Here is a 26,132-nt window from a genome sequence, read left to right on the forward strand (position 1 = left end):
TCGACTACTTTTTGACTTTCTGGCGAAACAGGTCGTTCCGCTGCATTGCACGTAACTCATTGTGTAATGTACCCCGCACCGCTCATCGTACCGAATGCAGATTGAAACCAACAAAACCAGGGCCAATCGTTTCAAACCGGTATTAACGTTCTCAACTGCAGGAGCGACTACCGTGCGAGACTTCCCTACTCCGCCCTTCCCCTCCCAGCCTCAAGACGTCCCCGGTTCTCAGCGGAAGATGGAGCCGTATCCAGACTGCGGAGAGCAGTCGTATACCGGTCAGAACCGACTGGAAGGCAAAATTGCACTTATCACTGGAGCGGACAGCGGTATCGGCCGAGCGGTAGCCATTGCCTACGCCCGCGAAGGAGCCGACGTTGCCATCGCCTACCTCAATGAGCATGAAGACGCGCAAGAAACCGCGCGCTGGGTTAAGGCAGCGGGCCGACAATGCCTGCTGTTGCCAGGGGACTTGGCGCAGAAACAGCACTGCTACGACATCGTCGAAAAGACAGTCGAACAGTTCGGGCGTATCGACATTCTGGTCAATAACGCGGCGTTCCAGATGTCCCACGAAACCCTGGAAGAAATCGACGATGATGAATGGGTAAAAACCTTGGATACCAACATCACCGCCATCTTTCGAATCTGCCAGGCGGCAATCGTTTCCATGCCAAAGGGGAGTTCGATCATCAATACGAGCTCGGTCAACTCCGACGACCCCTCTCCAAGCTTGCTGGCCTATGCAACGACCAAAGGTGCGATTGCCAACTTCACTGCTGGCTTGGCTCAACTACTCGGAAAAAAGGGAATCCGAGTGAACAGCGTGGCACCGGGGCCTATCTGGACGCCTCTGATTCCCTCCACCATGCCAGACGAAGCGGTCAGGAACTTCGGCTCGAAAACACCGTTGGGCCGTCCTGGGCAACCGGTGGAAGTCGCCCCGATATATGTATTGCTGGGCTCCGACGAGGCCAGTTACATCAGTGGTTCACGTTACGGAGTTACTGGCGGCAAACCGATCCTCTAGAAAATCGTTGGGAAAACATGCCGTACGGACGCATCCCGTACGGCACCCGGCAGCCATAACGCCTACACAGCGCGCGGATGCATCGGTCATAGCAGCTCGGGGAATGCAGCGCCAAGCAGGCCCGGATCCTTCAGGATCGATGCGCTGCTGGCGATATCCGGGGCCAGCCAACGGTCCTGGGCATAGGCTGGAACCCGTTCGCGCAACAACCGCCAGGCAACGCTGGTACCCGCGCCAAAGCGCTGCTCCTTGAGGAACTCGAATGCCTGGGCCGCCAGCAGGTATTCGATGGCGAGGATCTGCGTACAGTTCTCCAGGGCGCGGTGCAGCTTCAACCCGGCATTGGTGCCCATGCTCAGATGATCCTCCTGCAGGCCGGAGGTGACGTAGTTGTCGACGACTGCCGGTTGTGCCAGCTGACGGTTTTCCGCACACAGTGAAGCGGCAACGTACTGGACAATCATCATGCCCGAATTCACCCCCGGCTGGCTGACCAGGAAGGCCGGCAAGCCGCTGACCAACGGGTTGATCAGGCGATCGAGACGACGCTCGGCAATCGCCCCGATCTCGGCCACCGCGATGGCCAGCAAGTCGGCCGCCATGGCCACCGACTGGCCGTGCGGATTCGCCTGGGAAACCACCCGATACGACTCGGGCGTACCCAGCAGCATCGGGTTGTCGGTGGTGGAGTTGAGTTCGGTTTCGATCTGCCGCGCAGCGTGTTCCAGCTGATCGCGCGCGGCGCCATGAACCTGCGGAATCGAGCGAATGCTCAAGGCGTCCTGGGTGCGAATGCCTTGGCTGCTGGCAATGATTTCGCTGCCGTCGAGCAGGCGCCGCAGGTTACTGCCCACGCGCTGCATGCCGGGATGCGGTTTCATCGCGATGATTTCAGGGTCGAAGGCATCGAGCTGGCCGCGCAGGGCCTCGAAGCTCATGGCGCTGATAACGTCCGCCCATTGGCTCAACCGAGTGGCGTCGTCCAGCGACAAGCAGCTCAGGCCGGTCATGCAAGGGGTACCGTTGACCAGGCACAGGCCATCCTTGGCACCCAGTTTGACCGGCGCCAGGCCGACCTCGGCCAAGGCCTGCTGCGCCGGCATGATCTGGCCGCGATAGCTGACCTGGCCGACGCCCAGCAAGCTGATGCTGATATGTGCCATGTGGGTCAGGTACCCCACCGACCCCTGCTTCGGCACCTGCGGGGTGATGTGCTGGTTGAGCAGGGTCAGCAGCGCCTCGACCACCTTGCGCTGCAGCCCGGAACGGCCCTGGCAGAAATTGATGATCGCCGCGCACATGATCGCCCGGGTCTGTTCGTCCGACAGCGCCGTACCCACGCCACAGGCATGGCTGAGCAAGGTGTTGTGCGACAGCTGGCTGAGTTGTTCGTCCTGCAACGAAACATTGCACAGGGCGCCAAGCCCGGTGTTGACGCCATAGGCGCGGTCACCGCTGGAAACGATGCGCTGGACAATGGCCTGGGCGTTCTCGATCCGCGCCCAGGCCGATGGGGCCAGCTCAAGCTTCGCGCCATGCCGGGCCACTGCCACCACGTCCTGCCAACGCACTGGCGCCTCGGCGATGATGATTCTTTCGGCAAACGACATACACGCGTTCCTTAAAGCGAAGCTACGCGACGCTGCACGAAACGATCGACGTATTCGTCCGCAGGCTGGTAGAGGATTTCTTTCGGTGTGCCGACCTGGACCAGGCGACCGTCCTTGAGAATGGCAATCCGGTTGCCGATACGCACTGCTTCGTCCAGGTCATGCGTGATGAAGACGATGGTCTTGTGCAGGGTCTTCTGCAGCTCCAGCAACTGGTCCTGCATTTCGGCGCGAATCAGCGGGTCGAGCGCACTGAAGGCTTCGTCCATCAGGATGATGTCGGTGTCGGCAGCCAGGGCGCGGGCCAGGCCGACTCGCTGACGCATCCCGCCTGACAACTGGTGCGGGTACGACTTTTCATAACCCTTGAGGCCCACGGTGTTGATCCAGTGCAGGGCACGCTCTGTGCACATGGCCTTGCTCTCGCCACGAACTTTCAGGCCGTAGGCGACGTTGTCCAGCACGGTGCGGTGGGGCAACAGGCCGAAGCTCTGGAACACCATGCTGATCTTGTGCCGGCGGAATTCGCGCAGGGCCTCCATGTCGTACTGCAGAATGTCTTCGCCATCGACCAGGATCTGGCCGCTGGTCGGGTCGATCAGGCGATTGAAGTGGCGCACCAGGGTCGACTTGCCCGAGCCCGACAGCCCCATGATCACGAAAATCTCGCCGCTGCCGATGGACAACGAGAGATCGTTGACCCCGACCACGCAGCCGGTTTCGGCCAGGACCTGATCCTTGGCTTTTTGCTGGCGGATCAGTTTCAGGGCATCTTCGGCGCGAGCACCGAATATCTTGAAGACATTCTTGACTTCGATCTTGTTCATTGTCTGTTTGGCGCTCATTTGCCCACCCCATGCCGTGGTCGGCCATAGGCCTGGGTAATGCGGTCGATCACGACCGCCAGAATCACGATGGCCAGGCCCGCTTCGAGGCCGCGGCCCACATTCAGGGTCTGGATGCCGACCAAAACGTCTTCACCCAGGCCACGGGCACCGATCATCGAGGCGATGACCACCATCGACAGGGCCATCATGGTGGTCTGGTTGATACCGGCCATGATGCTCGGCAACGCCAGTGGCAGCTGCACGCCGAACAGTTGCTGCATGCGATTGGCACCGAAAGCGTTGATCGCCTCCATGACCTCGCCATCCACCTGGCGAATGCCCAGGTCGGTCAGGCGAATCAGCGGCGGCGCGGCATAGATGACGGTGGCGAAGATCGCCGGCACCTTGCCCAGGCCGAACAGCATCAACACCGGTATCAGGTACACGAAGCTGGGCATGGTCTGCATGATGTCGAGCAGCGGCATCAACACCGCCCGCAGGCGATCGTTGCGCGCCGACAGCACACCCAGCGGAATGCCGACCAGGACCGATATCAGCGTTGCGACCAGCATCAGCGCCAGGGTCTGCATCAGCTTGTCCCAGAGGCCGACCGCGCCGACCAGGAACAGCAAGCCGACGATCACCGCAGTGGTCACGACTTTGCGGGTGGCGTGCCAGGCGATACCGGCGACGATGGCCAGCATCAGCCACCAGGGCACTGCGCGCAGCAGGCCTTCGAGGTTGACGATGGCCCACAGCAGGGTGTCGGAGATGTGCCGGAACACGTCACCGTAGTTGGTTACGAGCGCATCGACCCAGCCATTGACCCAGTCGGCAATGGAAAACGTGAAGTTCTTGGGAAACATGGAATTCTCTCGAGCAAGTGCATGAAACGGACTGTCGCGTGCCTTGTCCGGCAGGAGCCGGACGAGCCCACACGCTCAGAGTGCCGCGTCGACCTTTTTGGCTGCGTCTTCGCTGACCCAGCTGTGCCAGACCTCGGGGTGCTCCTTGAGGAACAACTTGGCCAGTTCCGGCGACTCGATGCGATCTTTGCTCATGCGCGCCAGGTTCTGGTTCAGCAGGTCGATCGGCAGATTGACCTTTTCCAGCACCGCCACCAGTTCCGGCGCCTGCTCGTGGAAGGCCTTCGACAGGCCCACTTTGATGGTCAGGGATTTATCCACGCCTGGCTTCTCGTCCAGCTTGACCAGGTCGACCAGGCCCATCAGCGGCGTCGGCGACCAGTAGTAGAACAGGATCGGCTCACCACGCTTGTAGCTCGACAGCACGGCGGCATCCAGTGCCGGGCCGGTGCCCGGGCGGAAGTTGGTGTAGCTGCTTTCCAGGCCGTAGTGCTTGAGCATCTCGCTGTTGTCCAGCTCGCAGGTCCAGCCGGCCGGGCAATTGTAGAAGCGCCCCTTGTCCGGTTCTTCCGGGTCCTTGAATACCTGGGCGTATTGCCCAAGATCGGCGATGGTCTTGAGGTTCGGTGCCTTGGCTTCGAGTTTGCGCTTGGGGTCGCCTTCGATCACGTAACGCGGCACATACCAGCCTTCGACCGCGCCAACGACCGGCGCGCCGACGCCAACGACCTTGCCGGCAGCGGCAGCCTTGTTCCAGACCTCGCTGCGCCCTACCCACTCTTCGGCAAACACCTGAATGTCGTTGCTGCTCAGGGCGTTTTCCATGGAGATGGAGTTACCCGGCAGGCTGTCGGTTTCACAGCCATAACCATTTTTCAGCACGAACTGCATCACGTCGGTGAGCAGCATCCCGCTTTCCCAGTTCAATCCGGCGAATTTCACCGGTTTGCCAGACTCGCACCAGCCGGCCGCCTGGCTGGCACCAGCGGCCGCCAGCAGCCCGAAAGATAGTGTCGTGGTCAGCAGAGCCTTTGTAATTTTCATTGTGACGCTCCCAAACAAGAACATGGATTGCAGTAGTCGAGGGCATCCGGCCCAAAGAGGGTCGCCAAACTGGCTGATCAGCCTTGCAATCGGCATCGGCGTGGCACCTGTGATCGGTGGCCACTGCACAGAGGAAATATTTCACAACCTCAAAAAAGGATAAAATAATATGTCCTGATGTATCACAACGGAAAAACCTATGAAGTTCACACTGCGACAACTGCGCTACGCGCTCGCAGCGGCCAAGCACGGGAACCTGACGACTGCCGCCATGGAGCTTCATGTTTCGCAGCCCTCCATTTCGGCGGCCATCAGCGAATTGGAAGAGGTGCTGGGCCAATCGATTTTTGTGCGCCAACGTGGCCTCGGCATATCGCTGACCCCGTTCGGGCGTACCGTCATGGTCCAGGCCCGCCGCGTTCTGAGCGAGGCTCGGACCTTTGCCGAGATCAATGCCAATGCGGGAGAGTGTGTCGGAGAGTTGGTGGTCGGGTGTTTTGAAGACCTGGCGCCCTATTGCCTGCCACAGATCGTGCGCCGGATGCAGGAGTCCTGCCCGAGGGTCACGGTTGATATGCGCGAAGGCAGCTTCGATTATGTGGGCAAGCGGCTGAGTGAGGGCGCGATAGAGCTGGCAATCACCTACGATCTGGGTCTGCCGCCGAACACTCAATGCACCCAGCTGTGCCAGCTGACCGCACAGGTACTGCTGGCTGCCGATCACCCGTTGGCCAAGGAGTCGCGCGTCAGCCTCAAAGCGCTATCCGAATACACTCTGGTAGTCACCGATCAGGTCCACAGCTGGCAGCATGTGCTGGACCTGTTCAGCTTCTACGATCTTTCGCCCGCCGCTGTACACCGTGTGCGCACCTTCGAGATGCAGCGTAGCCTGGTCGCCAACGGGTTTGGCGTGGCGCTGATCTACACCCGCCCATTTGGTGACCGCAGTTATGATGGTCAAGCGCTGGTATGCCGGCCGACCGAGGAGAAATTGCCAACGCACAGCATCGTGCTGGCGCATGATCAGCGCTATCCGCTGACGCCTTCGGCTGAGGCATTCAAGGAGCTGGCGGTGGCATGGTTCGCAGAGCGGCCGTCGTTTGCATCCGAATGAAACTGCCCTCCTCTGCGAGGCGTCATTGCGCTAACGACACCTGGTCTTTCATCATCCCCATCAGTACCTCGTTTTCCAGCGGTTTGCTGAGCAGAAAGCCTTGTACTTCATGGCATTGGTCATCGCTGAGCAAGGCCAATTGCTCGGCGGTCTCGACACCTTCGGCAGTCACCGTCATGCCCATTGCATTGCCAAGGTTGATGATGGCCTGGACCACGCTACGGTCGCTGCCACTCTTGCCCAGGTGCTGGACGAAGCGCTTGTCGATCTTGATGCTGTCGAACGGGTAGGTACGCAGGTAGCCCAACGAGGAGTAACCGGTCCCGAAGTCGTCCATGTTCAGGCGCACGCCCAGCTCCTTCAGTGCAAGCATGGTGTGCAGTGCACCTTCAACATCGTTGAGCATGACGTTCTCGGTAATTTCCAGCTCCAGGCGGTGGGCTGGCAGCCCGGTGGCGCGCAACGCGTTGCCGACGTCGCGGACCACATCGCTGCGGCTGAACTGGGCCGGTGACATGTTGACCGAGACCATCACCGCCTGCGGCCAGCCCCGCGCCTTGATACAGGCTTCCTGCAGCACCCAGTTGCCAAGCAGCACGATCAGGTCGGACTCTTCGGCAAGCGGGATGAAACGATCCGGGCGGAGCAGGCCCAGGCGCGGGTGTTGCCATCGCACCAGGGCCTCGGCCGATGCGATCGAGACCCCATCGACCTTGAAGCGCGGTTGAAAATGCAGCACCAGTTCGCCACGCGGTATGCCCTCGCGCAGCTCGCTTTCCAGCACACGCTTCTCCATCAAAGCGGCGTTCATCTGTGCCGAAAAGAAGCGCCAGGTGTTCTTGCCCGCCTGCTTGGCGCTGTAAAGGGCCACGTCGGCGTGCCGGATCAGGTCGCTCGGCGTACCGGGGTACTCGGCCGACAGCACTACGCCCAGGCTTACCCCCACTTGCACGACATGCCCTTCGACCTGAATGGGGCGTTTGATCGCCTCGATCACGCGCATGCAGAATCGGTCCATGTCCTGGTGATCGCCTGGCCGGGTCAGTACGACGATGAACTCATCGCCTCCCAGACGGGCGACCAGATCACTGTCGCGGGTAACTTGACCAAGGCGGCTCGCTACCTCGAGCAGCACCGCGTCGCCGGCCGGATGCCCAAGGCTGTCGTTGATTGGCTTGAAGTTGTCCAGATCGAGCATCAACAGCGCCACCTTGGGTAGCTCAGCGCCAGGGGCTGATTGTTCGAGGAAACGGAACAGCTTGTTGCGATTCGGCAGGCCGGTCAGGGCGTCGTGCAAGGAGAGGTGCTGAATCTGGGCATGGGCGGCCACTTCGTCGGTGATGTCGCTGCACGTGCCACGAAAGCCGGTACACACGCCCTCGGCCACGATCGCGCGAGAAGCGATCCTGCAGATACGCTGCTGGCCTAGATGGTCCTGGTACTGGCAGCGCAGCGTGCCGGAGGAGCCTGTCGCGGCCAGGCTGTGCAGCGAGGTCCGGAGGTTGCTGGTATCACACGACAGCAACTCGGTAATCGGGCGCTGTCGCCACGCTTCGACGGGGTGCCCGGTGAGTTCGGTGAACCGGTCCGAAAGGTAGGTCAGGCGAAGGAGCACATCCGTTTCCCAGATCCAGTCCGAGGCAGCTTCGGCCACTGCCTTGAAGCGCTCTTCACTTGATTGCAGGGCAACCCTGGAAGTCACCAGCGCACGGTGGCTGCGATCGATCCTGGTGCTGGCGCGGATCGCATAGCGTGCGAACAATGCCAGGCTCAGCGCGATGAATAGTACGGCGATAGCCAAGGGCGCGATTACCGTGTGGATCAGTTCGGTGCCGGGCTGCGGTATATCCCATGTCAAGGTGTGGCCGCTGCCTTCAAGTGGCAGGGCACCGCGCCCTTGGCGCTGATCGGCCGAATCGCCCACGGCCAGGCCGGACAGCCCCGCCGCCTGGCCCAGCGGCAAGAGCACCTGTGGCGATAGAACCCGAATGAACACCAACACCGCAGTTGGTCCCGGCGGGCGGGCCGGCTGGGTCTGCGGGCGGATCAGTGCAGCGACGTACACCGCCGGCTGGCCACGAAAGACCAGATAGCCTGAAGACGCCTGATCGTGTTGCGCTGCTTGCCGAGCCTCCTGCAGGATCTTGCCGGCACTGACGGTATGCTGCTCCAGGCCCTGCTGGCTGAGCTTACCGTCCAGTATTGCGTACCGCGTACCGTCGTCATCGAGCACATATACGCCTTCGTATCCATCGGAGGTATAAAGCGTGGCGCCGACGTTGTCCTCGTCGTATGCCCAATGTGCGTCGACCTGCCCGCCCAAATGATCATAGGCGGCCTGCCAGTTGGCATGGGTCAGCAGGAACGTCTTGTCGTTCTTCTGCAGCTGGGCCATGGCGGATTCTGCATAGAAGCGGCTTTGCTCCACTTCTCGAGCATCCAGCGCACCGGCGAGGCGGTAGAGTGAGAACAGCCCCAGCAACAAGGCCAACAGCAGAATCAGGGAAAACGCCACGATCAGTTGCCCGACCACATCACTGCGGGTCGACATTTCATTGTCAGCAAAGACGTCCATTGGTTCACCATCGCGGCCTAGGGTCTCCCGGTTGACCGGGCAGCAGCTTTGGAGGTCGATGGAGCTGACGATCGGTGGTTGGGCGAAAGGCAACCTACAGCCTGATCCGGGGCTATGGTCAGTTCAGCGCGGGGGCCTGCCAGCGGTGAACGACCGCCAGGTTGGATAACGGTTCTGGTGCGTTCCGCGGATAACGACCCACAGCTGTCGTTTTGCCCAACGGCGATCATTGTGGGAGCGGGTTTACCCGCGAACACCGGCACAGCCGGTGCCATCCACCGCGGCGCCTGCTTCGCGGGTAAACCCGCTCCCACAGGGCCGGCGTCGCACTTGAGATCACGCGGTACCTGTGGGAGCGGGCATGCCCGCGAACACCGGCAAAGCCGGTGCCATCCACCGCGTCGTCTGCTTCGCGGGCGCGCCCGCTCCTACAGGTACTGCGCGGGCTTCGAGTTGGCGCTGTACCTGTGGGAGCGGGTTCACCCGCGAAGAGGCCCTCGAGGTCGATCACGGCTGCCGCTTGAATCAAACAAAGCCCAAACGCTCGTCAGACACCCGGTGCCGTCTTCCGCCCAACCAGTTGCTGTCTCTCCACCCCATCCAGCAACGCCTCCACCACCGCCTTGGCCGAATCCAGCCCATGGTCATTGCTCAACAACAGATCACGACAGGTTCCCTTGGCCAGCTCCAGTGCCTTGAGATTGGTCGCAAACGCGCCTTTGAGCAGCGTGGACAGATGCACCAGCGCATCTTCGTAGTCCACCCCAGAACGCACGGCAAACAACGGTGGATGGCTGCATTCGCACGTGGAGAAACTGGAGGACGCCGTGGTGGCGCGTACGGGAGGATCGGGTAAGCCTTTTGTCATTGTGTCGCTCCTTGATTCACTGGAGCCGCCACACAACGTGACCAAACGAATGGGTGGCGACTGTACGCGGGTTGGTCAACCGGGAATCAAGGAAACCGGCGCGCACGGAGGCGCCCCACGCACAGCCGCCATAAAACGAAACAGCGGGCACAAAAAAGCGCCAACTGTATCGCAGAGCGGGCGCTTGTGCGCCTTGATGATTGCGGGTGACCAAACCCGGCCGCTAGACTTACAGCAGCGGGCAAAGACTACCGGTGTCAGGGAAGCGTTTCAAGCGAAGGGAATGTGCAGTAACACTTCCGTTGGCGCCTCTCACTCATCACCGGCCGGCGAGTCAGCAGTGATCACCATGTTGTGTCGCCTGCACCGGCCTCTTCGCGGGTAAACCCGCTCCCACAGGGACGGCGTCGCGCTTACGAAACCAGTTATCCTTTAGCGTCCACTTTGGGCCAAAAGCGATCGACCGCGAATGGCGGCTAACGACCCACGGCGGACACTGATCCAAAGCTCTGTAGTCAGTACCGGCCTCATCGCCGGCAAGCCGGCTCCCACAGGAGTATCACCAGCCTTCAGGCATGCGCTGTACTTGTGGGAGCCGCGCTTGCCGGCGATGGGCCGCGAAGCGGCCCCGGTTACAGGTGTCCGCAATGGATCGTTAGCAGCCATTCGCGACTGAGCGTCAACGACCCAAAGCGGACGCTTTAATCGGTCTTTTCTGCAGTATCCAGCCACCGAACTGCGCCGGACATCAAAGCCGGACGGATGACTTATCGGGTATCGCTCGCTACCCTGAAAGCCCCGTCACCTGACGGTTTCCAGGTCAAGTCCCATTTCACCAGACGAGCATGTCATGAAATCCCCCACAGGTTTGCTGCTGTCGGCTATCGAACTGGACCGTGCCAGTGCCATACCCCTGTACCGCCAGCTGTATCTGCAGATTCGCAAACAGATACTCAACGGCAGAATTCAGGGGGGCGTGCGCCTGCCGTCGACCCGGACCTTGAGCATCGAGTTGGGGCTGTCGCGAATCACCATCCTCAATGCTTTCGATCAGTTGATCGCCGAAGGTTTCCTGGCCTCGCGCACGGGTGCAGGTACGTATGTCGGTACTGAGTGGGAAAACCGGAGTATCGAGGACGAGCAACCGCGCCAGCCACCGCGCCTGTCCGAACTGAGCCAGTCGATGCTGTCGCTGCGCAGCGATCATTTTCGCGGGGTGTCCTATGCCGACTGGGATCCCGCGACGCCGACCTCCTTCCTGCCCAGTCACAGCACCTATGAAGAATTTCCGCAAGCCATCTGGCGGCGCCTGATGAACCGTCATTTGCTCAAGCCGACCAAGGCGATTCTGGGTTATGGCGAGTTGCAAGGTTTGCAGGCGTTTCGCACAGCGATTGCCGAATACGTCTTCGATGCGCGAGGTATCGACTGCAATGCCGAGCAAGTGGTGATCGTTTCCGGCGCGCAGCAAGCGTTCAACCTGCTGGGCATGCTGCTGCTCAATCCGCAGGACAGTGTCTGGATGGAAGACCCTGGGCACATCGCCGCGCGAATTGCGTTGCAAGCCCAGGGGGCCAAGATCATTCCGTTGCGTATTGATGAACAGGGGATCGATGTCCAGCAAGGCCTTGCCGAGTGCCCTGATGCACGCCTGGTATTTTGTACGCCTTCGCGTCAGCATCCTTTGGGTGTCACCCTGAGTTATGTGCGGCGCCAAGCACTCATCGACTGGGCTGCGCAGCATCAGAGCTGGATCATCGAGGACGATTGCGACAGCGAGTTTCGCTACAGTGGTCGACTTCTCCCGGCACTGTATGCCTTGGACCAGATGGCCCGGGTGATCTACGTCGGCACGTTCAGCAAAGTGCTCTTTCCGTCACTGCGACTGGGTTACGTGATTCTGCCGCAGGCTCTGGTCGAGCCCTTCTGCACCCTGCGCGCGGTCATGGATCGTAGCCCGCCCACACTGCTTCAGGCCACAACGGCGGACTTCATGAGCGAAGGTCACTTCCTGGGGCACATCCGCCGCATGCGTGCACTGTACAAGGCGCGCCAGCAGGCATTGATCGAACAACTTGAAAAGCAGATCGGCAGCTTTTTCAGGATCACTCCGACAGATGCCGGCATGCACCTGATCGCCTGGCTGCCCCCCGAACTCAGTGACACTGACATCGCCCGGCAACTGGCCCGACACAACATTCACACCTACGCCTTGAGCGACTACCGCATCAAGCATGACCTGCCGCCTGCGCTGTTGATCGGCTTTGCCGGCACGCCTGAAAAGCAGGCCCGGGAGCGTGTCGAGGAGCTGGCCCAGGCCTTGCGCACGCTGGGTTACCTTCCACCAGCCACTTGATGCGAGGCAAGTGGCCTTATCAATTAGTTGATAATGGATCTATCGAGAGTTCCTGACTGGCGCGATAAAGGCTGCGCCGGTAGACCCGGAGTCTGAACCAGGAACGACTCTAATGAACAACAAGATCCAGGAACGATTCAACGCCTTGCTGAGCCACAAGGTAGTCGAAAACGTAGCTGCTCCAGTGCTGACCGAAGCACTGGCCCAGCGGTTACTTGAGCGTCTCGGGCAATTGCGCCTGTTTGCCCACGCCTATCCGCTACTGACCAACCTCACCCACGGTCGTGTCACCCCCGCCGACCTGCTGGACTTTGCCTATCGCCACGAGCTGCAAGGCCTGAGCCTGCACTTGCTCGACGGCGAGGAAAACAGCCTCAGCCAGATGTCGCCAGAGCAGCTCCAGGCGTTTGCCAGCAAGGCCAAGGCGCTGGGGCTGGATGTGCACCTGGAAATCAGCAGCACGCTGAAAAAGGATGTCGACCAGGTGATCACCATCGCCAAGGCCCTGGGGGTGCGCAACATCCGTGTCTACTCACGTTACGAGGGCACGCTGTCGCGGGTCATGGACGTGATCGAGACCGACCTGCACTACCTCGCGCAACAGGCCGACGCCAACGATCTGTACTTTGACTTCGAGCAGCATGAGGAACTCAAGAGCAGCGAAATCGCGCAGTTGCTCAACCGTCTCAACCACCCTCGCCTGCATGCCCTGTTCGACTTCGGCAACATGATCAATGCCTGCGAACAGCCCCTGCAGGCCCTGCACAACCTGGCGCCGCACATCCGCCAGGCTCACCTGAAGGGCGTACGCATCGTCCCCGAACAGAACGGCTTCGGCCATTACGGCGTATTGCAAGGCAGCGACGAAGACGACCTGCCCAGCGCCCGCATGCTGTTCGAACTGTTGATGCTGGGCGAAGCAACCCCACAGGTGATCGCGTTCATTCTCGAGCAGGAAAATCACTACGTGGCCCCGGCCTTCCGCCAGAGCCTTGAAGCGGCCGATCCATTCATTGCTTACCGGGAGATGAGCGAAACGCCGCTCCCGAAAGGCTACTCGCTCGAGCGCATGCTGGCCGACGAACACCGCTGGGCGAACAATCAGGTGGCCTATGTCCGACGCTTGCTGGGCGAACTGCGCACCTTGGCTGAACTGACCCTGGCCACCCCTTCCAACGCCTGAACCTGACGACCCGATTACGCCCGGAGAACAATAATGACAACTCAAAACAAGGCCAAATGGCTCAGACTCCTGATTCTCATCCTCGGTGGCGGCACCATTTACAAGTTGGCGAACCTCAAGGACGCCTTCTATGTCCCCATGCAGGAATTCATGGGCCTGAGCCACACTGAAATCGGCGTGCTGCTGAGTGCCAACGCGATCATCGCGACTGCACTGTTTGTGGTTGGCGGCCTGCTCGCCGATCGCTACGACACGCGCAAACTGATACCCCTCGGCCTGATCGGGACCGGAGCTCTTGGGTTGTACCTGGCAACCTTTCCGCCCTTCAGCAGCTTGCTGATCGTGTTCAGCCTGTTGGCCGTCTGTGCCGACTGCCTGTTCTGGCCATCGCTGCTCAAAGCCATCCGTAATCTGGGTGACGATCAGGAGCAAGGCCGGTTGTTTGGCCTGCTGGAAGGCGGGCGTGGTGTGGTTGATACGCTGGTGGCCTTTTCCGCACTGGGCGTGTTCGTCGCCATGGGCTCGGGGGAAACCGGCCTGAAGTCGGCGATCCTGTTCTACTCGGTCATCGACATTCTGGCCGGCACCCTGACCTGGCTCCTGCTCAAGGGCGGTAACGCGCAATCGGCCGCCAAGCCGAAAAACGGTCTGGCGAACCTGATGGAGGCGATCAAGGTACCCGGCATCTGGTTGGTCAGTCTCAACGTGTTCATGGTCTACATCGTCTACTGCGGCCTGACCTATTTCATTCCCTACCTCAAGGAAATGTACGGCTTGCCCGTGGCGTTGGTAGGCGCCTACGGCATCATCAACCAGTACTTCCTGAAAATCCTCGGCGGGCCTGCCGGTGGTTTCATTGCCGACAAGCAGTTCAAGAGCACCAGCCGTTACCTGAAGTGGGCATTCCTGGCGTTATTGCCGCTGATGGGCGTGATCATGCTGATTCCCAAAAGCCCGGGCTTCATCTATGCGGGGATGGCGGCCACCCTGTCCTTCGCCCTGATTGTGTTCTCGATGCGCGGCGTGTTCTGGGCACCCATGGGCGAAGTCGGCATTCCCCAGCACATCACCGGCTCGGCCTTCGGCATCGGTTGCCTGATCGGCTATGCCCCCGGCATGTTTGCCTACGTCATCTATGGTGCGCTCCTCGACCACTTCCCTGGTCAACAGGGCTACAACTATGTGTTCACCTTGATGAGCATACTGGCCATTGTGGGCTTCATGGTGTCCAGCCTTCTCTATCAAGCGGTGCGCAAAAAATCCATGCCCACTGGCGGGGTCAACGCGGTACAAGCCTGATCATCGTTGCTCTCGAGGTTGTCGCTGTACCTGTAGGAGCGGCCTTGTGTCGCGAAAGGGCCGCATCGCGGCCCCAGGAATGATGCGCAACAGTTGAAATTGCCGGGGCCGCTGCGCGCCCCATCGCGACACAAGGCCGCTCCTACATGGGCCCCGCTGATTCAATGAGTTATGTGCAGTTCCAGGAGAGATGACAAAAGCTGAGTGGCTTGCCAAGGTCGATCGTTGGCCATTGCAAACAGGCCTGAAGGTGCCATAGGCTGCCTTTCCATGAATCGGCCACTGACACGGGATAAACGATGATCGACCTACAAGGATGTGGAGAGTTTTCAGGCTTGGAGTGCCGGCCTGTCGGGCCCGCTGACGCAGAAATGATCTGCTCGCATCGCCAGGAGATGTTTCTTGAGGCAGGTGGCGACCCTGAAAAACTGCAAGTCATGACTCAGCACTTTCGCCCATGGCTGGAAGAGCGACTCAGTGACGGTCGGTACTACGGTTTCAAACTCATGGATGGCGACCAACCTGTCGCAGCCATTGGCTTGATGAGCATTGATTGGCCTCCCCATCCATCGCACCCGACCCTGGACAAGCGTGGGTACGTGCTGAATGTGTTCGTCCAGCCTGCCTACCGCCGCCGTGGCCTGGCTTCAGCCTTGATGCAGGCTGCTGACGCCGAGTTCGCTCGCCGAGGCATCACCTTCGCTGTCCTGCACGCAACCGAGACGGGTAGACCGGTCTATGAGCAAACCGGTTGGACTGGAACGTCGGAAATGGCCAAATCCATTAGTTGATGGTTACCGCTTTCGACCAAAAGCGGAGATTGGAAAAAAGACAGTATCCGGCAAGACGCGGACATCGATCTGTCGCAATGCTACGCTCGCTAGTTCCTCTCAAGGCTATCTCATGGAAATACCGGCTCGATTCATCATTCACGAATCCAGGTACTGGATTCTCAACCACCGCATGGACAGTGCGTTGCCGGGCTATCTGATGCTCAGCGCGAAGCACATGACCAACTCGCTGGCAGCGCTACCGCTTGAGGCGCAATCGGAACTTGGGGTATTGCAGGCGCGAATTCAGAAAACCATTGAAGATCACCTCTCGCCCAAACACTTGTATATTGGCCGGTTCGGGCACGATGCCGGTTACTCCATCCACTTCCACTTCATCCCGGTATATGACTGGGTTGAAGCCATTTTCTGGCAGGACGAAAGATACAGGCTGCTGCAAACCTTCGGCTCGGGGGACACCGCACCTCAGCAAACAGATGGCGCAGAACTGATGCTATTTATCTGGCGAGAGTTTTGCGAACGCCCCGTGCCGCCAGCGATACAAGGTCATCGTGTTGATGACGTTGTTGCTACCCTGCGTAGCTCATTTGAATCAAGACTTCCCGTTTAACACAGTGAACTCAGCTTTCATGTGGCACCAAGACGATAGCTCGAACCAATGCGGCGTTACATCTGTTGGCCTGCGTACACCGCGCCAGCAATTTGCTTCGCAGAAGTACACATCATGCCTTTCACTTGGCCGTGAGACGCCATAGACCCGCGAATCCTTACTGGCATGGCACGTGCAGTTGCCGTGTTAAACGCCATTTTGACGCCGAGCCCATTGGTCCGTGCCCTGATGGTCGATTCTAGGTTTTCGGGGGTACATATTTTATCGTGATAGATATATTGGCTCTTCCTCATGAGATTGAGGGCAATGGTCTACGCCTGCTTCGTCCTCGGCCAGAGTTCGCACCACTGCTGCATACGGCCCTGAAACGCAGCTATGAACTCCATAAAAAATTCCTCAGATGGCCAAATGCTGAAGTATCGCTTATCGACGCAAAGGAAAGTCTTCAGCGATCAGTTACCGCATCCAATTCATCTGATCCGACAGCAGAAAAGAAGTACTACATTTTCACTAGCGAATTGGACACCTTGGTAGGCTGTATTGGAGTTCGATACCTGCCAGAGCAGGAATGTAACTCCCTGGGTTACTGGGTAAATATTGACTGTGCTGGGCGCGGCTATATGACCAACGCGCTGCAGTTGGTCCTTCCATTTTTGAAGGCTCTGCCAACTGTGCTGTTTATTTCTGAGCGAAATGAATCCAGTAAAAAATTGGCAGTCCGGGCAGGTTTCGAGCTGTATGGCACAATCGTGGGTAACAGAGAGGACGCTCGAGACAGATCCCATAATACTCTGATCTATCGGATTGAAAGCCATGAAAATCGATGACGCACCAGCACCATGCCGGTCGTTCGGGGGCAGCGCGATAGTATTCCTCAGGCCGTCATAGAACCTGGCCTGCTTGGTGGCCACGCCTTAGAGCGCCATATCCAGGGTAGGCTCCATCTACTTGGCCTTCTGGCCACCATCGCTCAGTAACCTTTGGTGTCGGCGTAGTTGGCAAGCTCGCTGTGGATCAGTTCGAGTTTTCCAGCGCCACCAGCATCGCTTTTGCCGGCTCGTCCAGCACCGGCAAAGCGACGGCAAGGCCAGGGCCTTCTTCGGGTTCTCGCGCAAGCCACCGATGTCATACGATCGCTCGGAACGAGCATCCAACGCTAGTCTGCAGCCGGCTGATACAAGCTCACCGCCTTGGCATCCACCGCCTTGGGCAACAGTCCCTCGCGGTAGAACGCATCAGCGATGCGCTGCTGCTCGGCCAGGTTCTCCGGCTTCACCGGCTGCACGTCGTAGCTGCGCCGGGCATTGGCCTGCTGCACCGTGGCACTGTCCAGGTTGCCCCACAACGGCCCGAGGATGCGTGCTGCGGCCGCCGGGTTGGCCTTGGTCCAGACACCTGCCTCACGCAGGGCCAGGTACACCTGCTGCAGCACCTCGGGATGGGCCTGGGCATAGTCGCTGCTGGCCAGGTAGTAGCGCTGGTAGCTGGCCAGTTCGCTGCCATCGGCCAGGATGCGGGCGTTCTGCTGGCGCTGGGCGCTGGCCACGTAAGGGTCCCAGGTTACCCAGGCATCGACCTTGTGGTTCTCGAAGGCGGCGCGGCCGTCGGCAGGGATCAGGTAGGCCGGGGTGATGTCCTTGAAGGTCAGCCCGGCCTTGGCCAGGGCCTGGATCAGCAGGTAGTGGCTGCCAGCCGCCTTGGTCACCGCCACGCGCTTGCCCTTGAGGTCGGCCAGGGTCCTGAGTGGCGAGTCCGCGGGCACCAGGATGGCCTGGGCCGTTGGCGAAGGCGTCTCCCGGGCGAAGTAGGTAAGCCTGGCGCCGGCAGCCTGGGTGAATACCGGTACGGTGTCGGCAACATCCGCCGACAGGTCGACATTGCCAGGTTCAGCGCCTCCAGCAATGGCAAGCCGCTGGGGAACTCGTGCCAGCTGACGCGAATGCCCTCGGCCTGCAGGCGTTGTTCGAGGCTGCCGCGGGCCTTGAGCAGGGTCAGCAGGGTCGAGGATTTCTGGTAGCCGATGCGCAGGGTCTGTTCGGCGCTGGCGAGGCTCGGCAGCAGGGCGCTGGCCAGCAGCGCCAGGCCAAGCTGGCGCAGGGGTTTGAAGGACATGTAGAGGTCTCCGGAGTCAGGGTTGCGTGGCCAGCGTGGCGGCATCGGACAGGGTGAAGCCAGTGGCGAAGGTCGGTGCCACATCGAGGCGTTCGCTCATCAGGCCGTGGGCGTGGTAGAAGTCGGCGGTGTCCTGCTGTTGCGCCACGGTCTGCGGGTCGATCACCTGCCAGCGCAGCTGGCGGCGCTCGAACTGCAGGCGGGCGGCGTCCTCGGGGAAGCCGATGATCGCGGCCAGGGTTTTCGAGTAACTGTCCAGGTGCTGGTTGGCCCAGACCTGCGCCCCAGCCAGGCGGTTGAGGTAGTCCTGCAACGCCGCGCGACGCTCGGGTTGATCCAGCGCCTTGTCGGTGGCGGCGAGGAAGCTGTTGCCGCTGGACAGGCCGCGGCCGTTGACCAGCACCCGGCCCTGCCCGCTCAGCTCGGCCAGCGCGGTGTAGGGTTCCCAGGTCGACCAGGCGTCCACCGAGCCGTTGGCCAGGGCGATCTTGGCGTCCACCGGCCCGAGGAAGCGGAACTCCACGTCCTTCTCGCTCAAGCCGACCTGGTCCAGTGCCTTGAGGGCCAGATGATGGCCGATCGACCCGCGACCGGTGGCGATGCGCTTGCCCTTGAGCTCGGCCGCGCTGTGCAGCTGCGCGTCAGGACGCACCAGCAGCGCCGTGCCATAGGGGTCGGACTTGTCCACGGCAATGGCCTTGACCGGTGCCCCCGAAGCCAGCACGAACAGCAGCGGCGCATCGCCAATGATGCCGGCATCGATCGCCCCGGCATTGAGCGCCTCGGCCAGCGGCGCGGCAGCGGGGAACTCGGCCCAGTGGATGTCGTACGGCAGGTCGCGCAATGCGCCTGCGGCTTCCAGCTGGGCGCGCATGTTGCCCTTCTGGTCGCCGATGCGCAGGGTCAGGCGCTCGGCGGCGCCGGCCTGGCTGGCCAGCAGCAGGGCCGCGGCCAGGGTCAGCAGCTTCGATCGGATGGACATGGCGTTCCTCGGTGTCTGGGCGGGCAGCATCATGCGGCCCGTGCCAGGCGACTCTAGCGAGATCCGTCAAATAAATTAAATTGATTTTAGGAATATCCTAATATGCGTTTTCATCTATCGAAACAGAACCGATGGCATTACCCGCCAGGCAGATTATGCTAATGCCTTATTTTCCCTCCGACCCTGTGAGCGCCAATTATGAAAATCGATGATATGGACGCCTTCGTCGCGGTCATCCGCTGCCAATCCACCAACCTCGCCGCCGAGGCCCTGCAACTGACGCAACCGGCGATCACCCGCCGGGTGCAGAACTTCGAGGAAGACCTTGGCGCCACCCTGCTCGACCGCAACACCAAGCCGCTCAAGCCCACCCCCATGGGCTTGCGGGTGTACGAGCAGTGCAAGGCGATCCTGCGCGAGATCGACTCGCTGCGCGAACTGGTGGCCAACGATGGCGCGCCTTCGGGCACCCTGCGCCTGGGTGTACCGCAAACCCTGGGTGACGTGGTGCTGCTCGATGCCCTGGCGCAGATTCGCGAGGCCTACCCGCAATTGCGCACCCAGGTCAGCAGCGGTTGGGGCAGCAGCCTTATCGCGCGCATGGAAAACGCTGAGCTGGACGCCGCCGCCGCGCTGTTCCCACCGGGCAAGATCTTCCCCGAAGGCATCGCCAGCCGCTCGATCGCGCGCATGCCGCTGAAGGTGATAGCCGCCAAGGGCAGCGTCACCAAGCGCAGCTACAAGCTCAAGGACTGCTACACCCGTGGATGGGTGCTCAACCCCGACGGCTGTGGTTTCCGCGCCGGCCTGCAGCGGGCGCTGAGCGAACAGGGGCTGAGCCTGTCGATCAACCTGGAAACCTTCGGCACCGAGTTGCAACTGGGCCTGGTCGCCAATGGCCAGGGCCTGGGGCTGGTGCCCGAACCACTGTTGCAGGCCAGCCGCCACCGCGATGCGCTGGATGTGATCAACGTCAGTGATTTCAAGCCGCAGGTAGACCTGTGGCTGTTCCATCCACGTTACCTGGGCAACCTGCAGGAACCGGTCGAGCTTTTCGGCGAGGTGGCTGGGCACAGGCTCCTGGGTTGACCACGCAGGGGCGCCGGGCGCCCCGCCAATAAATGCAATTCATGCATAACAGTAAAAACAATAAATTCTTAAAACAAATAATTAGCATAGAACAAAAAAGACTTTTACAGCGTTCATCCATACGAATACGGTCTTAGCAACACACCGTCATTCAGGGATGAAACCCCATGAGTCACCCCTCCGACAGCGCCCTCGCCGAGCTGACGCAGGCCCTCGCGGCCAACGCCGAACGCTACGACCGCAGCGCGCAGTTTCCCCAGGACAATTTCGACCTGCTGCACCGCCACGGCCTGCTCGCCTTCACCGTACCCCGCGCACTCGGTGGCACTGGCGCGGACCTGGCCAGCGCCCGTCGGGTGATCGGCGCGGTCGGCAAGGGCGACCCGGCTACCGCGTTGATCCTGGTGATGCAGTACCTGCAGCACTTTCGCCTGCAGGACGAGGCCCGCTGGCCCGAACACCTGCGCCAGCGCGTGGCCCGCGATGCCGTGCATCAGGGCGCACTGATCAATGCCCTGCGCGTTGAACCCGAACTCGGCACCCCGGCCCGCGGCGGCCTGCCCGCCACCGTGGCGCGGCGCACAGCCGAGGGCTGGCGCCTGAGCGGGCGCAAGATCTACTCCACCGGCAGCCACGGCTTGACCTGGTACCTGGTCTGGGGCCGCAGCGACGACGCCGACCCGCTGGTCGGCGGCTTCCTGGTGCACCGCGACACGCCCGGCATCACCATCATCGATGACTGGGACCACCTGGGCATGCGCGCCACCTGCAGCCATGAAGTGCGCTTCGACGATGTGCTGATCCCCCTCGACCATGCCGTCAGCGTCAGCCCTGCAAGCGCACCGAAAGCCGAGCTCGACGGCGAGAGCCTGCTGTGGATGGCCGTACTGCTGCCGGCGGTGTACGACGGCGTGGCCCGTGCCGCCCGCGACTGGCTGGCGGGTTTTCTCAAGCAGCGTGCCCCCTCCAACCTGGGCGCGCCGCTGGCCAGCCTGCCGCGCTTCCAGGACGTGCTGGGGCGCATCGACACCCTGCTGTTCGCCAACCAGGGCCTGCTTGACGCAGCCACCGCCGGGCAGGTCGCCGCGCAGCATGCCGGGCAGCTCAAGCACCTGGTCAGCGCCAACGCCATCCGGGCCGTGGAGCTGGCCATCGAGGCCGCCGGCAACCCCGGGCTGTCGCGGCGCAACCCACTGGAACGGCACTACCGCGACGTGCTCTGCAGCCGCATCCACACCCCGCAGGACGATGTGGTGTTCGGCCAGGCCGGCCGCGCAGCGCTGGCGGAGGTGCACGCATGAGCCATTCGATCATCGCCAGCCAGCTCGACGCCCAGGCCAACCAGCACCTGCGCGAACACCTGCCGGACCATGAAGTCATCGATATCGCCCCCGGCCAGCTGGCCCTGCAAGCCCCTGCCGATGTATTCATCCTGCGCCCGATCAACGTGCGCGGGCAGCGCATCGACACCCCGCCGCCAGGCTGGCCCTGGGGCGTGAAGTGGGTGCAGCTGGTGTCCTCGGGCATCGACTTCTACCCCGACTGGGTGTTCCAGGGCACACCGGTCACCAGTGGCAAGGGTGCCAATGCCGAGCAGGTGGCCGAATTTGCCCTGGCCCTGGTGTTCGCCGCCGCCAAGCAACTGCCGGGGCTGTGGGTCAAGGATGCCGACTGGCGCCTGACCCCGCTGGCGCCGTTGCGCGGCCGCACCCTGGGCATTCTCGGTTTTGGCAGTATCGGCCAGAGCCTGGCGCGCAAGGCAGTGGCCCTTGGCATGCAGGTGCTGGCCTTGAGCCGCCCCGGCCAGGCCATCGCCGAGGTGCCTGGGGTGGAACGCGCCGCCGACCTGCAGCAGTTGTTCGCCGGCAGCGACCACCTGGTGCTGGCCGCCCCACTCACCGCCGCCACCCGTGGCCTGGTCGACCGTCAGGTGCTGGCCCATGCCCGCCCTGGCCTGCACCTGATCAACATCGCCCGCGGTGGCCTGCTCGACCAGCAGGCCCTGCTCGAGGCCCTGGACAGCGGCCTGATCGGCCGTGCCAGCCTGGATGTCACCGACCCCGAGCCACTGCCCGCCGGCCACCCGCTGTATCACCACCCACGGGTGTTTCTGTCGCCGCACACTTCGGCCATTTCCGAGGACGGCTACCCGGCCCTGCTCGAAGCCTTCATCGCCAACTTCCACCGCTACCGCGAGCAGGCGCCCCTGGCCAACCTGGTCGACACCGCGCGCGGCTACTGATTACCGGAGAGCACACCATGAGTTCACTGTCTGCCGTCACTACCAGCACCGACAAGGTGCGCGACCGGGTCAGCGCCGAAGAGTGGGAGGTGCGGGTCAAACTGGCTGCCGCCTACCGCCTGGCCGCCCTGTTCCGCTGGACCGACCACATCTACACGCACTTTTCGGCCCGCGTACCGGGGCCGGACGAACACTTCCTGATCAACGCCTTCGGCCTGCTGTTCGACGAAATCACCGCCTCCAACCTGGTCAAGGTCGACGTCGACGGCACCATCATCGACGACCCGCTGGGGCTGGGCATCAACCAGGCCGGCTACGTGATCCACAGCGCAATCCACCGCGCCCGCCCCGACCTGAAGGCCGTGCTGCACACCCACACCCGCGATGGCGCAGCGGTATCGGCCCAGCGCGACGGCCTGCTGCCGATCTCCCAGCACGCCTTGGCCTACTACAGCCGGGTTGTCTACCACGACTACGAAGGCGTGGCCCTGGACCTGGACGAACAGCAGCGGCTGGTGGCCAACCTGGGCGACAGCAACATCCTCATCCTGCGCAACCACGGGTTGCTCACCGGGGGGATCAGCGTCGAGCACGCGTTCCGGGAGCTGCATGGGCTGGAGCGGGCCTGCAACATCCAGGTGGCGGCCCAGGCCGGGGGCAATGACCAGCTGCTGCATGCATCGCAGGCGGCGATTGCCAAGGTGCATGAACAATCGAAGCGGTTTTCCGATGGCAAGGGGGAAGGCATCCAGCGGCATTGGGATGCGTTGATCCGGCAGCTGGACCGCGAGGGCCGCGATTACCAGGACTGACTGGAAGGCACTGTCGTCTGTACCGGCCTCTTCGCGGGCAAGCCCGCTCCCACAGGTACGGCGCACCACTCAAGGAAAGTGAAACTCCTGTGGGAGCGGGCATGCCCGCGAAGAGGCCGGCACAGGTAACCCCAACTCAATGAAGGACCATCCCATGCCCCGACTGCACCGCCTGTTCGCCATCAGCTCCCTGGCCCTGGCCCTGACCGCCTGCTCCCCGGCCGACAACACATCGGCCAGCAACACCCTGAACATCGCCTTCTGGGGCGACAACACCACCCTGGTCAGCGTCGACCCCTTCCAGGTCTACTGGCTGGAGCACCGCGTACTGCTGCGCAACGTGGCCGAGTCCCTGACCGACCAGGACCCGCAAACCGGCCGCATCATTCCCTGGCTGGCAAAAAGCTGGGAGGTCAGTGCCGATACCCTGAGCTACACCTTCCAGCTGCGCCAGGACGTCACCTTCAGCAACGGCGAACGCTTCGACGCCCACGCCGTGAAAACCGCCTTCGACAGCAACAAGGCCTTCGCCACGCAGCTGCCGGCCACCTTCGGTGCTACCTACCTGGCCGGCTATGACCACGCCGAGGTGCTGGACGACTTCACCGTGCGCCTGGTCCTGGCCAAACCTAACGCCGGTTTCCTGCAGGCCACTTCGACCACCAACCTGGCCATCCTTGCGCCGGCCTCCTACAAGCTGACCGCCCAGGCGCGCTCGCTGGGCAACATCATCGGCACCGGCCCGTTCATCCTCGAGCACTACACCCCGGAGGTGGGCGCCCGGCTGGTCAAGCGTGCCGACTACGCCTGGCCATCAGCCAACATGCACAACCAGGGCCCGGCGCACCTGGATGCCGTGGACATCAGCTACATCCCCGAGGAAAGCGTGCGCAACGGCCTGTTCCTGCAGGGCAAGGCCGACATTCTGTGGCCGCGCAACCCGTTCTCGGAAGTCGACCTGAAGCTGTTCCAGTCCAAGGGCGCGACCATCCAGAGCCGCTCGCTGCCGGGCCCGGCGCTCAACCTCTACCCCAACACCCGCAACGACCGCCTGCTGGCCGACCGCCAGGTGCGCCTGGCACTGCAGAAGGCCATCGACCGCACCAGCTACGCGCGTACCGTGTACAACGCCGCGTTCCCGGTGGTGAGTGGCGTTTACGACGTCACCACGCCGTACTTCAAGCCCCAGGCCGACAAGCTCGCCTATGACCCTACGGGCGCCGAGCAACTGCTCGAGGCCGCCGGCTGGCACAAGAGCGAGGACGGCTACCGGCACAAGAACGGCCAGCGCCTGACCCTGCGCTACAACCTGACCCCGGCCGAAAGCGCCGGTGACGTGCTGGTGCAGGACCAGTTGCGCAAGGTCGGCATCGACCTCAAGCTCAATGTGCTGACCCGCGCCGAATGGGTGGCCGGGAACGCGTCCGGCAACTACGACCTGACCTCCACCTACATGACCCGCGCCGACCCGATCATCCTGCAGACCATCCTCGACCCGCGGGCGGCAAGCAGCACCACGTTGGCCACCAACACCTACGAACCGCACACCCTGGCCAGGGCCCAGGCGCTGTTCGACAGCGGCATCACCGCCACCGCCGCCCCGCAACGGGCCCAGGCCTATGGCCAGCTGCAGGACCTGCTGGTCGACGAGGCGTCTGCGTTCCCGCTGTACGAACGCGTCTGGCAAGCCGCCACCGCGCCGCGGGTCAAGGACTTCCGCTGGACTGCAGAAGGCTTCGCGCTGCTCAGTGACATCCAGGTCGGCCAGCCATGAAACGCTACCTGATCGGCCGCATCGGCCAGGCCCTGTTGGTGCTGTGGGGCGCCTACACCATCACCTACTTCATCCTCTACCTGCTGCCGGGCGACACCCTGGCGATCATGCTCAGCGCCTCGGGCATGGAGGCCGATGGCCTGTCACCCGAGGACCTGGCCAAGGCCCGTGCCTACTACGGGCTGGACAAGGGGTTGTTCGAGCAGTACTTCGACCTGCTGTGGCGCGCCCTGCACGGTGACCTCGGGCAGTCGTTGTCACTGGGCCGGCCGGTCACTGCGCTGCTGGCCGAGCGCCTGCCGCAGACCCTGGCCCTGGCCGGCGCGGCCATCGCCCTGTCGCTGCTGGCCGGGGTCGGCCTGGCCTACCTGACCGCCTACCTGCAATGGCGGCCACTGAAGACCGCCCTGGCACGCCTGCCGTCGCTGGGTTTCTCGGTGCCGGTGTTCTGGATGGGCCTGCTGCTGATCCAGGTGTTCGCCTTCGCCCTCGGCTGGTTCCCGGCCACCGGCAGCCAGGGCCTGGCCAGCCTGGTGCTGCCGGCGATCACCTTGGCGATCCCCAGCGCCGCGGTGTACGCCCAGGTGCTGCAGCGTGGCTTCCAGGGCGTGTGGCAGGAACCCTACATCACCACCGCCTTCGCCAAGGGCCTGAGCCGGGCCCAGGTGCAGGCGCGCCATGGCTTGCGCAACGCGGCCTTGCCGCTGTTGACCCTGATCGGCCTGCAGGTCGGCAATACGGTATCCGGCGCGGTGCTGGTGGAAACCATCTTCTCGCGCAACGGCGTCGGCCGCCTGGCCCAGGAGGCCGTGCTGCGCCAGGACATCCCGGTGGTGCTGGCGATCGTCGCGGTATCGGCCACCGCCTTCGTGGTGGTGAACCTGATCGTCGACCTGCTCTACCCGTACCTCGACCCACGCATCACCCACACGGCCAAGGTGAGCTGAG

General features: G+C 62.2%; 21 protein-coding genes and 1 pseudogene. 14 read left to right on the forward strand and 8 right to left on the reverse strand.

The genetic code is table 11. From position 1 onward, the window contains the following. Positions 1 to 172 precede the first annotated feature (172 nt). Positions 173 to 1,030 carry an SDR family oxidoreductase gene (locus tag C163_RS14575; RefSeq protein WP_025339448.1) on the forward strand — a complete coding sequence of 286 codons (858 nt, stop codon included), beginning with the start codon at positions 173 to 175 and terminating at the stop codon, positions 1,028 to 1,030. A gap of 86 nt (positions 1,031 to 1,116) precedes the next feature. On the opposite strand, the gene hutH is transcribed toward C163_RS14575, so the two are convergent. The 4 genes from hutH to C163_RS14595 form a co-directional block, all read right to left on the reverse strand. Next, on the reverse strand, positions 1,117 to 2,640 hold the full coding sequence (hutH, locus tag C163_RS14580; protein ID WP_038408167.1) for a histidine ammonia-lyase: 1,524 nt from the start codon (positions 2,638 to 2,640) through the stop codon (positions 1,117 to 1,119). Positions 2,641 to 2,651: 11 nt separating this feature from the next. After that, positions 2,652 to 3,485: a glycine betaine/L-proline ABC transporter ATP-binding protein gene (locus C163_RS14585; RefSeq protein ID WP_081742278.1), complete on the reverse strand. Its 834-nt coding sequence runs from the start codon at positions 3,483 to 3,485 to the stop codon at positions 2,652 to 2,654. After that, a complete protein-coding gene (locus C163_RS14590) occupies positions 3,482 to 4,333 on the reverse strand; it encodes a proline/glycine betaine ABC transporter permease (RefSeq protein ID WP_015270115.1) in 852 nt (283 codons plus the stop codon). The genes C163_RS14585 and C163_RS14590 overlap by 4 nt, the downstream gene beginning before the upstream one ends. Before the next feature lie 75 nt (positions 4,334 to 4,408). Then, positions 4,409 to 5,377 carry an ABC transporter substrate-binding protein gene (locus tag C163_RS14595; protein WP_015270114.1) on the reverse strand — a complete coding sequence of 323 codons (969 nt, stop codon included), beginning with the start codon at positions 5,375 to 5,377 and terminating at the stop codon, positions 4,409 to 4,411. Positions 5,378 to 5,576: 199 nt separating this feature from the next. Between C163_RS14595 and C163_RS14600 the strand changes: the two genes are divergently transcribed. After that, positions 5,577 to 6,491 carry a LysR family transcriptional regulator gene (locus C163_RS14600; protein WP_015270113.1) on the forward strand — a complete coding sequence of 305 codons (915 nt, stop codon included), beginning with the start codon at positions 5,577 to 5,579 and terminating at the stop codon, positions 6,489 to 6,491. Positions 6,492 to 6,513: 22 nt separating this feature from the next. Here C163_RS14600 and C163_RS14605 read toward each other — a convergent pair whose 3' ends face one another. Next, positions 6,514 to 9,066, reverse strand: a complete 2,553-nt coding sequence (locus C163_RS14605) for an EAL domain-containing protein (RefSeq protein ID WP_025339449.1) — start codon at positions 9,064 to 9,066, stop codon at positions 6,514 to 6,516. Positions 9,067 to 9,613: 547 nt separating this feature from the next. Further along, positions 9,614 to 9,850: a hypothetical protein gene (locus C163_RS14610; RefSeq protein ID WP_025339450.1), complete on the reverse strand. Its 237-nt coding sequence runs from the start codon at positions 9,848 to 9,850 to the stop codon at positions 9,614 to 9,616. A gap of 934 nt (positions 9,851 to 10,784) precedes the next feature. Between C163_RS14610 and C163_RS14615 the strand changes: the two genes are divergently transcribed. The 6 genes from C163_RS14615 to C163_RS26515 all read left to right on the forward strand — a co-directional run bounded on the left by C163_RS14615 (position 10,785) and on the right by C163_RS26515 (position 17,000). Continuing rightward, a complete protein-coding gene (locus tag C163_RS14615; RefSeq protein ID WP_025339451.1) occupies positions 10,785 to 12,290 on the forward strand; it encodes a PLP-dependent aminotransferase family protein in 1,506 nt (501 codons plus the stop codon). Positions 12,291 to 12,402: 112 nt separating this feature from the next. Beyond that, on the forward strand, positions 12,403 to 13,473 hold the full coding sequence (locus C163_RS14620; RefSeq protein WP_025339452.1) for a sugar phosphate isomerase/epimerase: 1,071 nt from the start codon (positions 12,403 to 12,405) through the stop codon (positions 13,471 to 13,473). Between the two features lie 33 nt (positions 13,474 to 13,506). Then, the gene (locus C163_RS14625; protein WP_025339453.1) at positions 13,507 to 14,772 is read left to right on the forward strand and encodes an MFS transporter; all 1,266 of its coding nucleotides are present in this window, start codon (positions 13,507 to 13,509) and stop codon (positions 14,770 to 14,772) included. Between the two features lie 299 nt (positions 14,773 to 15,071). Then, on the forward strand, positions 15,072 to 15,563 hold the full coding sequence (locus tag C163_RS14630; protein ID WP_025339454.1) for a GNAT family N-acetyltransferase: 492 nt from the start codon (positions 15,072 to 15,074) through the stop codon (positions 15,561 to 15,563). Continuing rightward, complete coding sequence (locus C163_RS14635) at positions 15,511 to 16,173, forward strand: HIT family protein (RefSeq protein WP_371257946.1); 663 nt, start codon at positions 15,511 to 15,513, stop codon at positions 16,171 to 16,173. Before C163_RS14630 ends, C163_RS14635 begins: the two co-directional genes overlap by 53 nt. 266 nt (positions 16,174 to 16,439) lie before the next feature. Beyond that, a complete protein-coding gene (locus C163_RS26515; protein WP_177325761.1) occupies positions 16,440 to 17,000 on the forward strand; it encodes a GNAT family N-acetyltransferase in 561 nt (186 codons plus the stop codon). Positions 17,001 to 17,329: 329 nt separating this feature from the next. Here C163_RS26515 and C163_RS14640 read toward each other — a convergent pair. Then, positions 17,330 to 18,285: pseudogene (locus tag C163_RS14640) on the reverse strand (aliphatic sulfonate ABC transporter substrate-binding protein). Between the two features lie 16 nt (positions 18,286 to 18,301). Next, positions 18,302 to 19,267, reverse strand: a complete 966-nt coding sequence (locus C163_RS14645) for an ABC transporter substrate-binding protein (protein ID WP_025339456.1) — start codon at positions 19,265 to 19,267, stop codon at positions 18,302 to 18,304. A gap of 198 nt (positions 19,268 to 19,465) precedes the next feature. Between C163_RS14645 and C163_RS14650 the strand changes: the two genes are divergently transcribed. The 6 genes from C163_RS14650 to C163_RS14675 all read left to right on the forward strand — a co-directional run bounded on the left by C163_RS14650 (position 19,466) and on the right by C163_RS14675 (position 26,131). Next, on the forward strand, positions 19,466 to 20,356 hold the full coding sequence (locus tag C163_RS14650; protein ID WP_025339457.1) for a LysR family transcriptional regulator: 891 nt from the start codon (positions 19,466 to 19,468) through the stop codon (positions 20,354 to 20,356). A gap of 167 nt (positions 20,357 to 20,523) precedes the next feature. Then, positions 20,524 to 21,657, forward strand: a complete 1,134-nt coding sequence (locus tag C163_RS14655) for an acyl-CoA dehydrogenase family protein (RefSeq protein WP_025339458.1) — start codon at positions 20,524 to 20,526, stop codon at positions 21,655 to 21,657. Next, the gene (locus C163_RS14660) at positions 21,654 to 22,598 is read left to right on the forward strand and encodes a D-isomer specific 2-hydroxyacid dehydrogenase family protein (RefSeq protein ID WP_025339459.1); all 945 of its coding nucleotides are present in this window, start codon (positions 21,654 to 21,656) and stop codon (positions 22,596 to 22,598) included. Before C163_RS14655 ends, C163_RS14660 begins: the two co-directional genes overlap by 4 nt. Before the next feature lie 17 nt (positions 22,599 to 22,615). Then, positions 22,616 to 23,410 carry a class II aldolase/adducin family protein gene (locus C163_RS14665; RefSeq protein WP_025339460.1) on the forward strand — a complete coding sequence of 265 codons (795 nt, stop codon included), beginning with the start codon at positions 22,616 to 22,618 and terminating at the stop codon, positions 23,408 to 23,410. A gap of 154 nt (positions 23,411 to 23,564) precedes the next feature. Then, on the forward strand, positions 23,565 to 25,184 hold the full coding sequence (locus tag C163_RS14670; RefSeq protein WP_025339461.1) for an ABC transporter substrate-binding protein: 1,620 nt from the start codon (positions 23,565 to 23,567) through the stop codon (positions 25,182 to 25,184). Next, complete coding sequence (locus C163_RS14675) at positions 25,181 to 26,131, forward strand: ABC transporter permease (protein WP_025339462.1); 951 nt, start codon at positions 25,181 to 25,183, stop codon at positions 26,129 to 26,131. The genes C163_RS14670 and C163_RS14675 overlap by 4 nt, the downstream gene beginning before the upstream one ends. The last annotated feature ends 1 nt before the right edge of the window (position 26,132 follow it).

Origin of the sequence: Pseudomonas sp. FGI182 (genome assembly GCF_000511325.1) — a bacterium.
Classification (GTDB): domain Bacteria; phylum Pseudomonadota; class Gammaproteobacteria; order Pseudomonadales; family Pseudomonadaceae; genus Aquipseudomonas; species Aquipseudomonas putida_Z.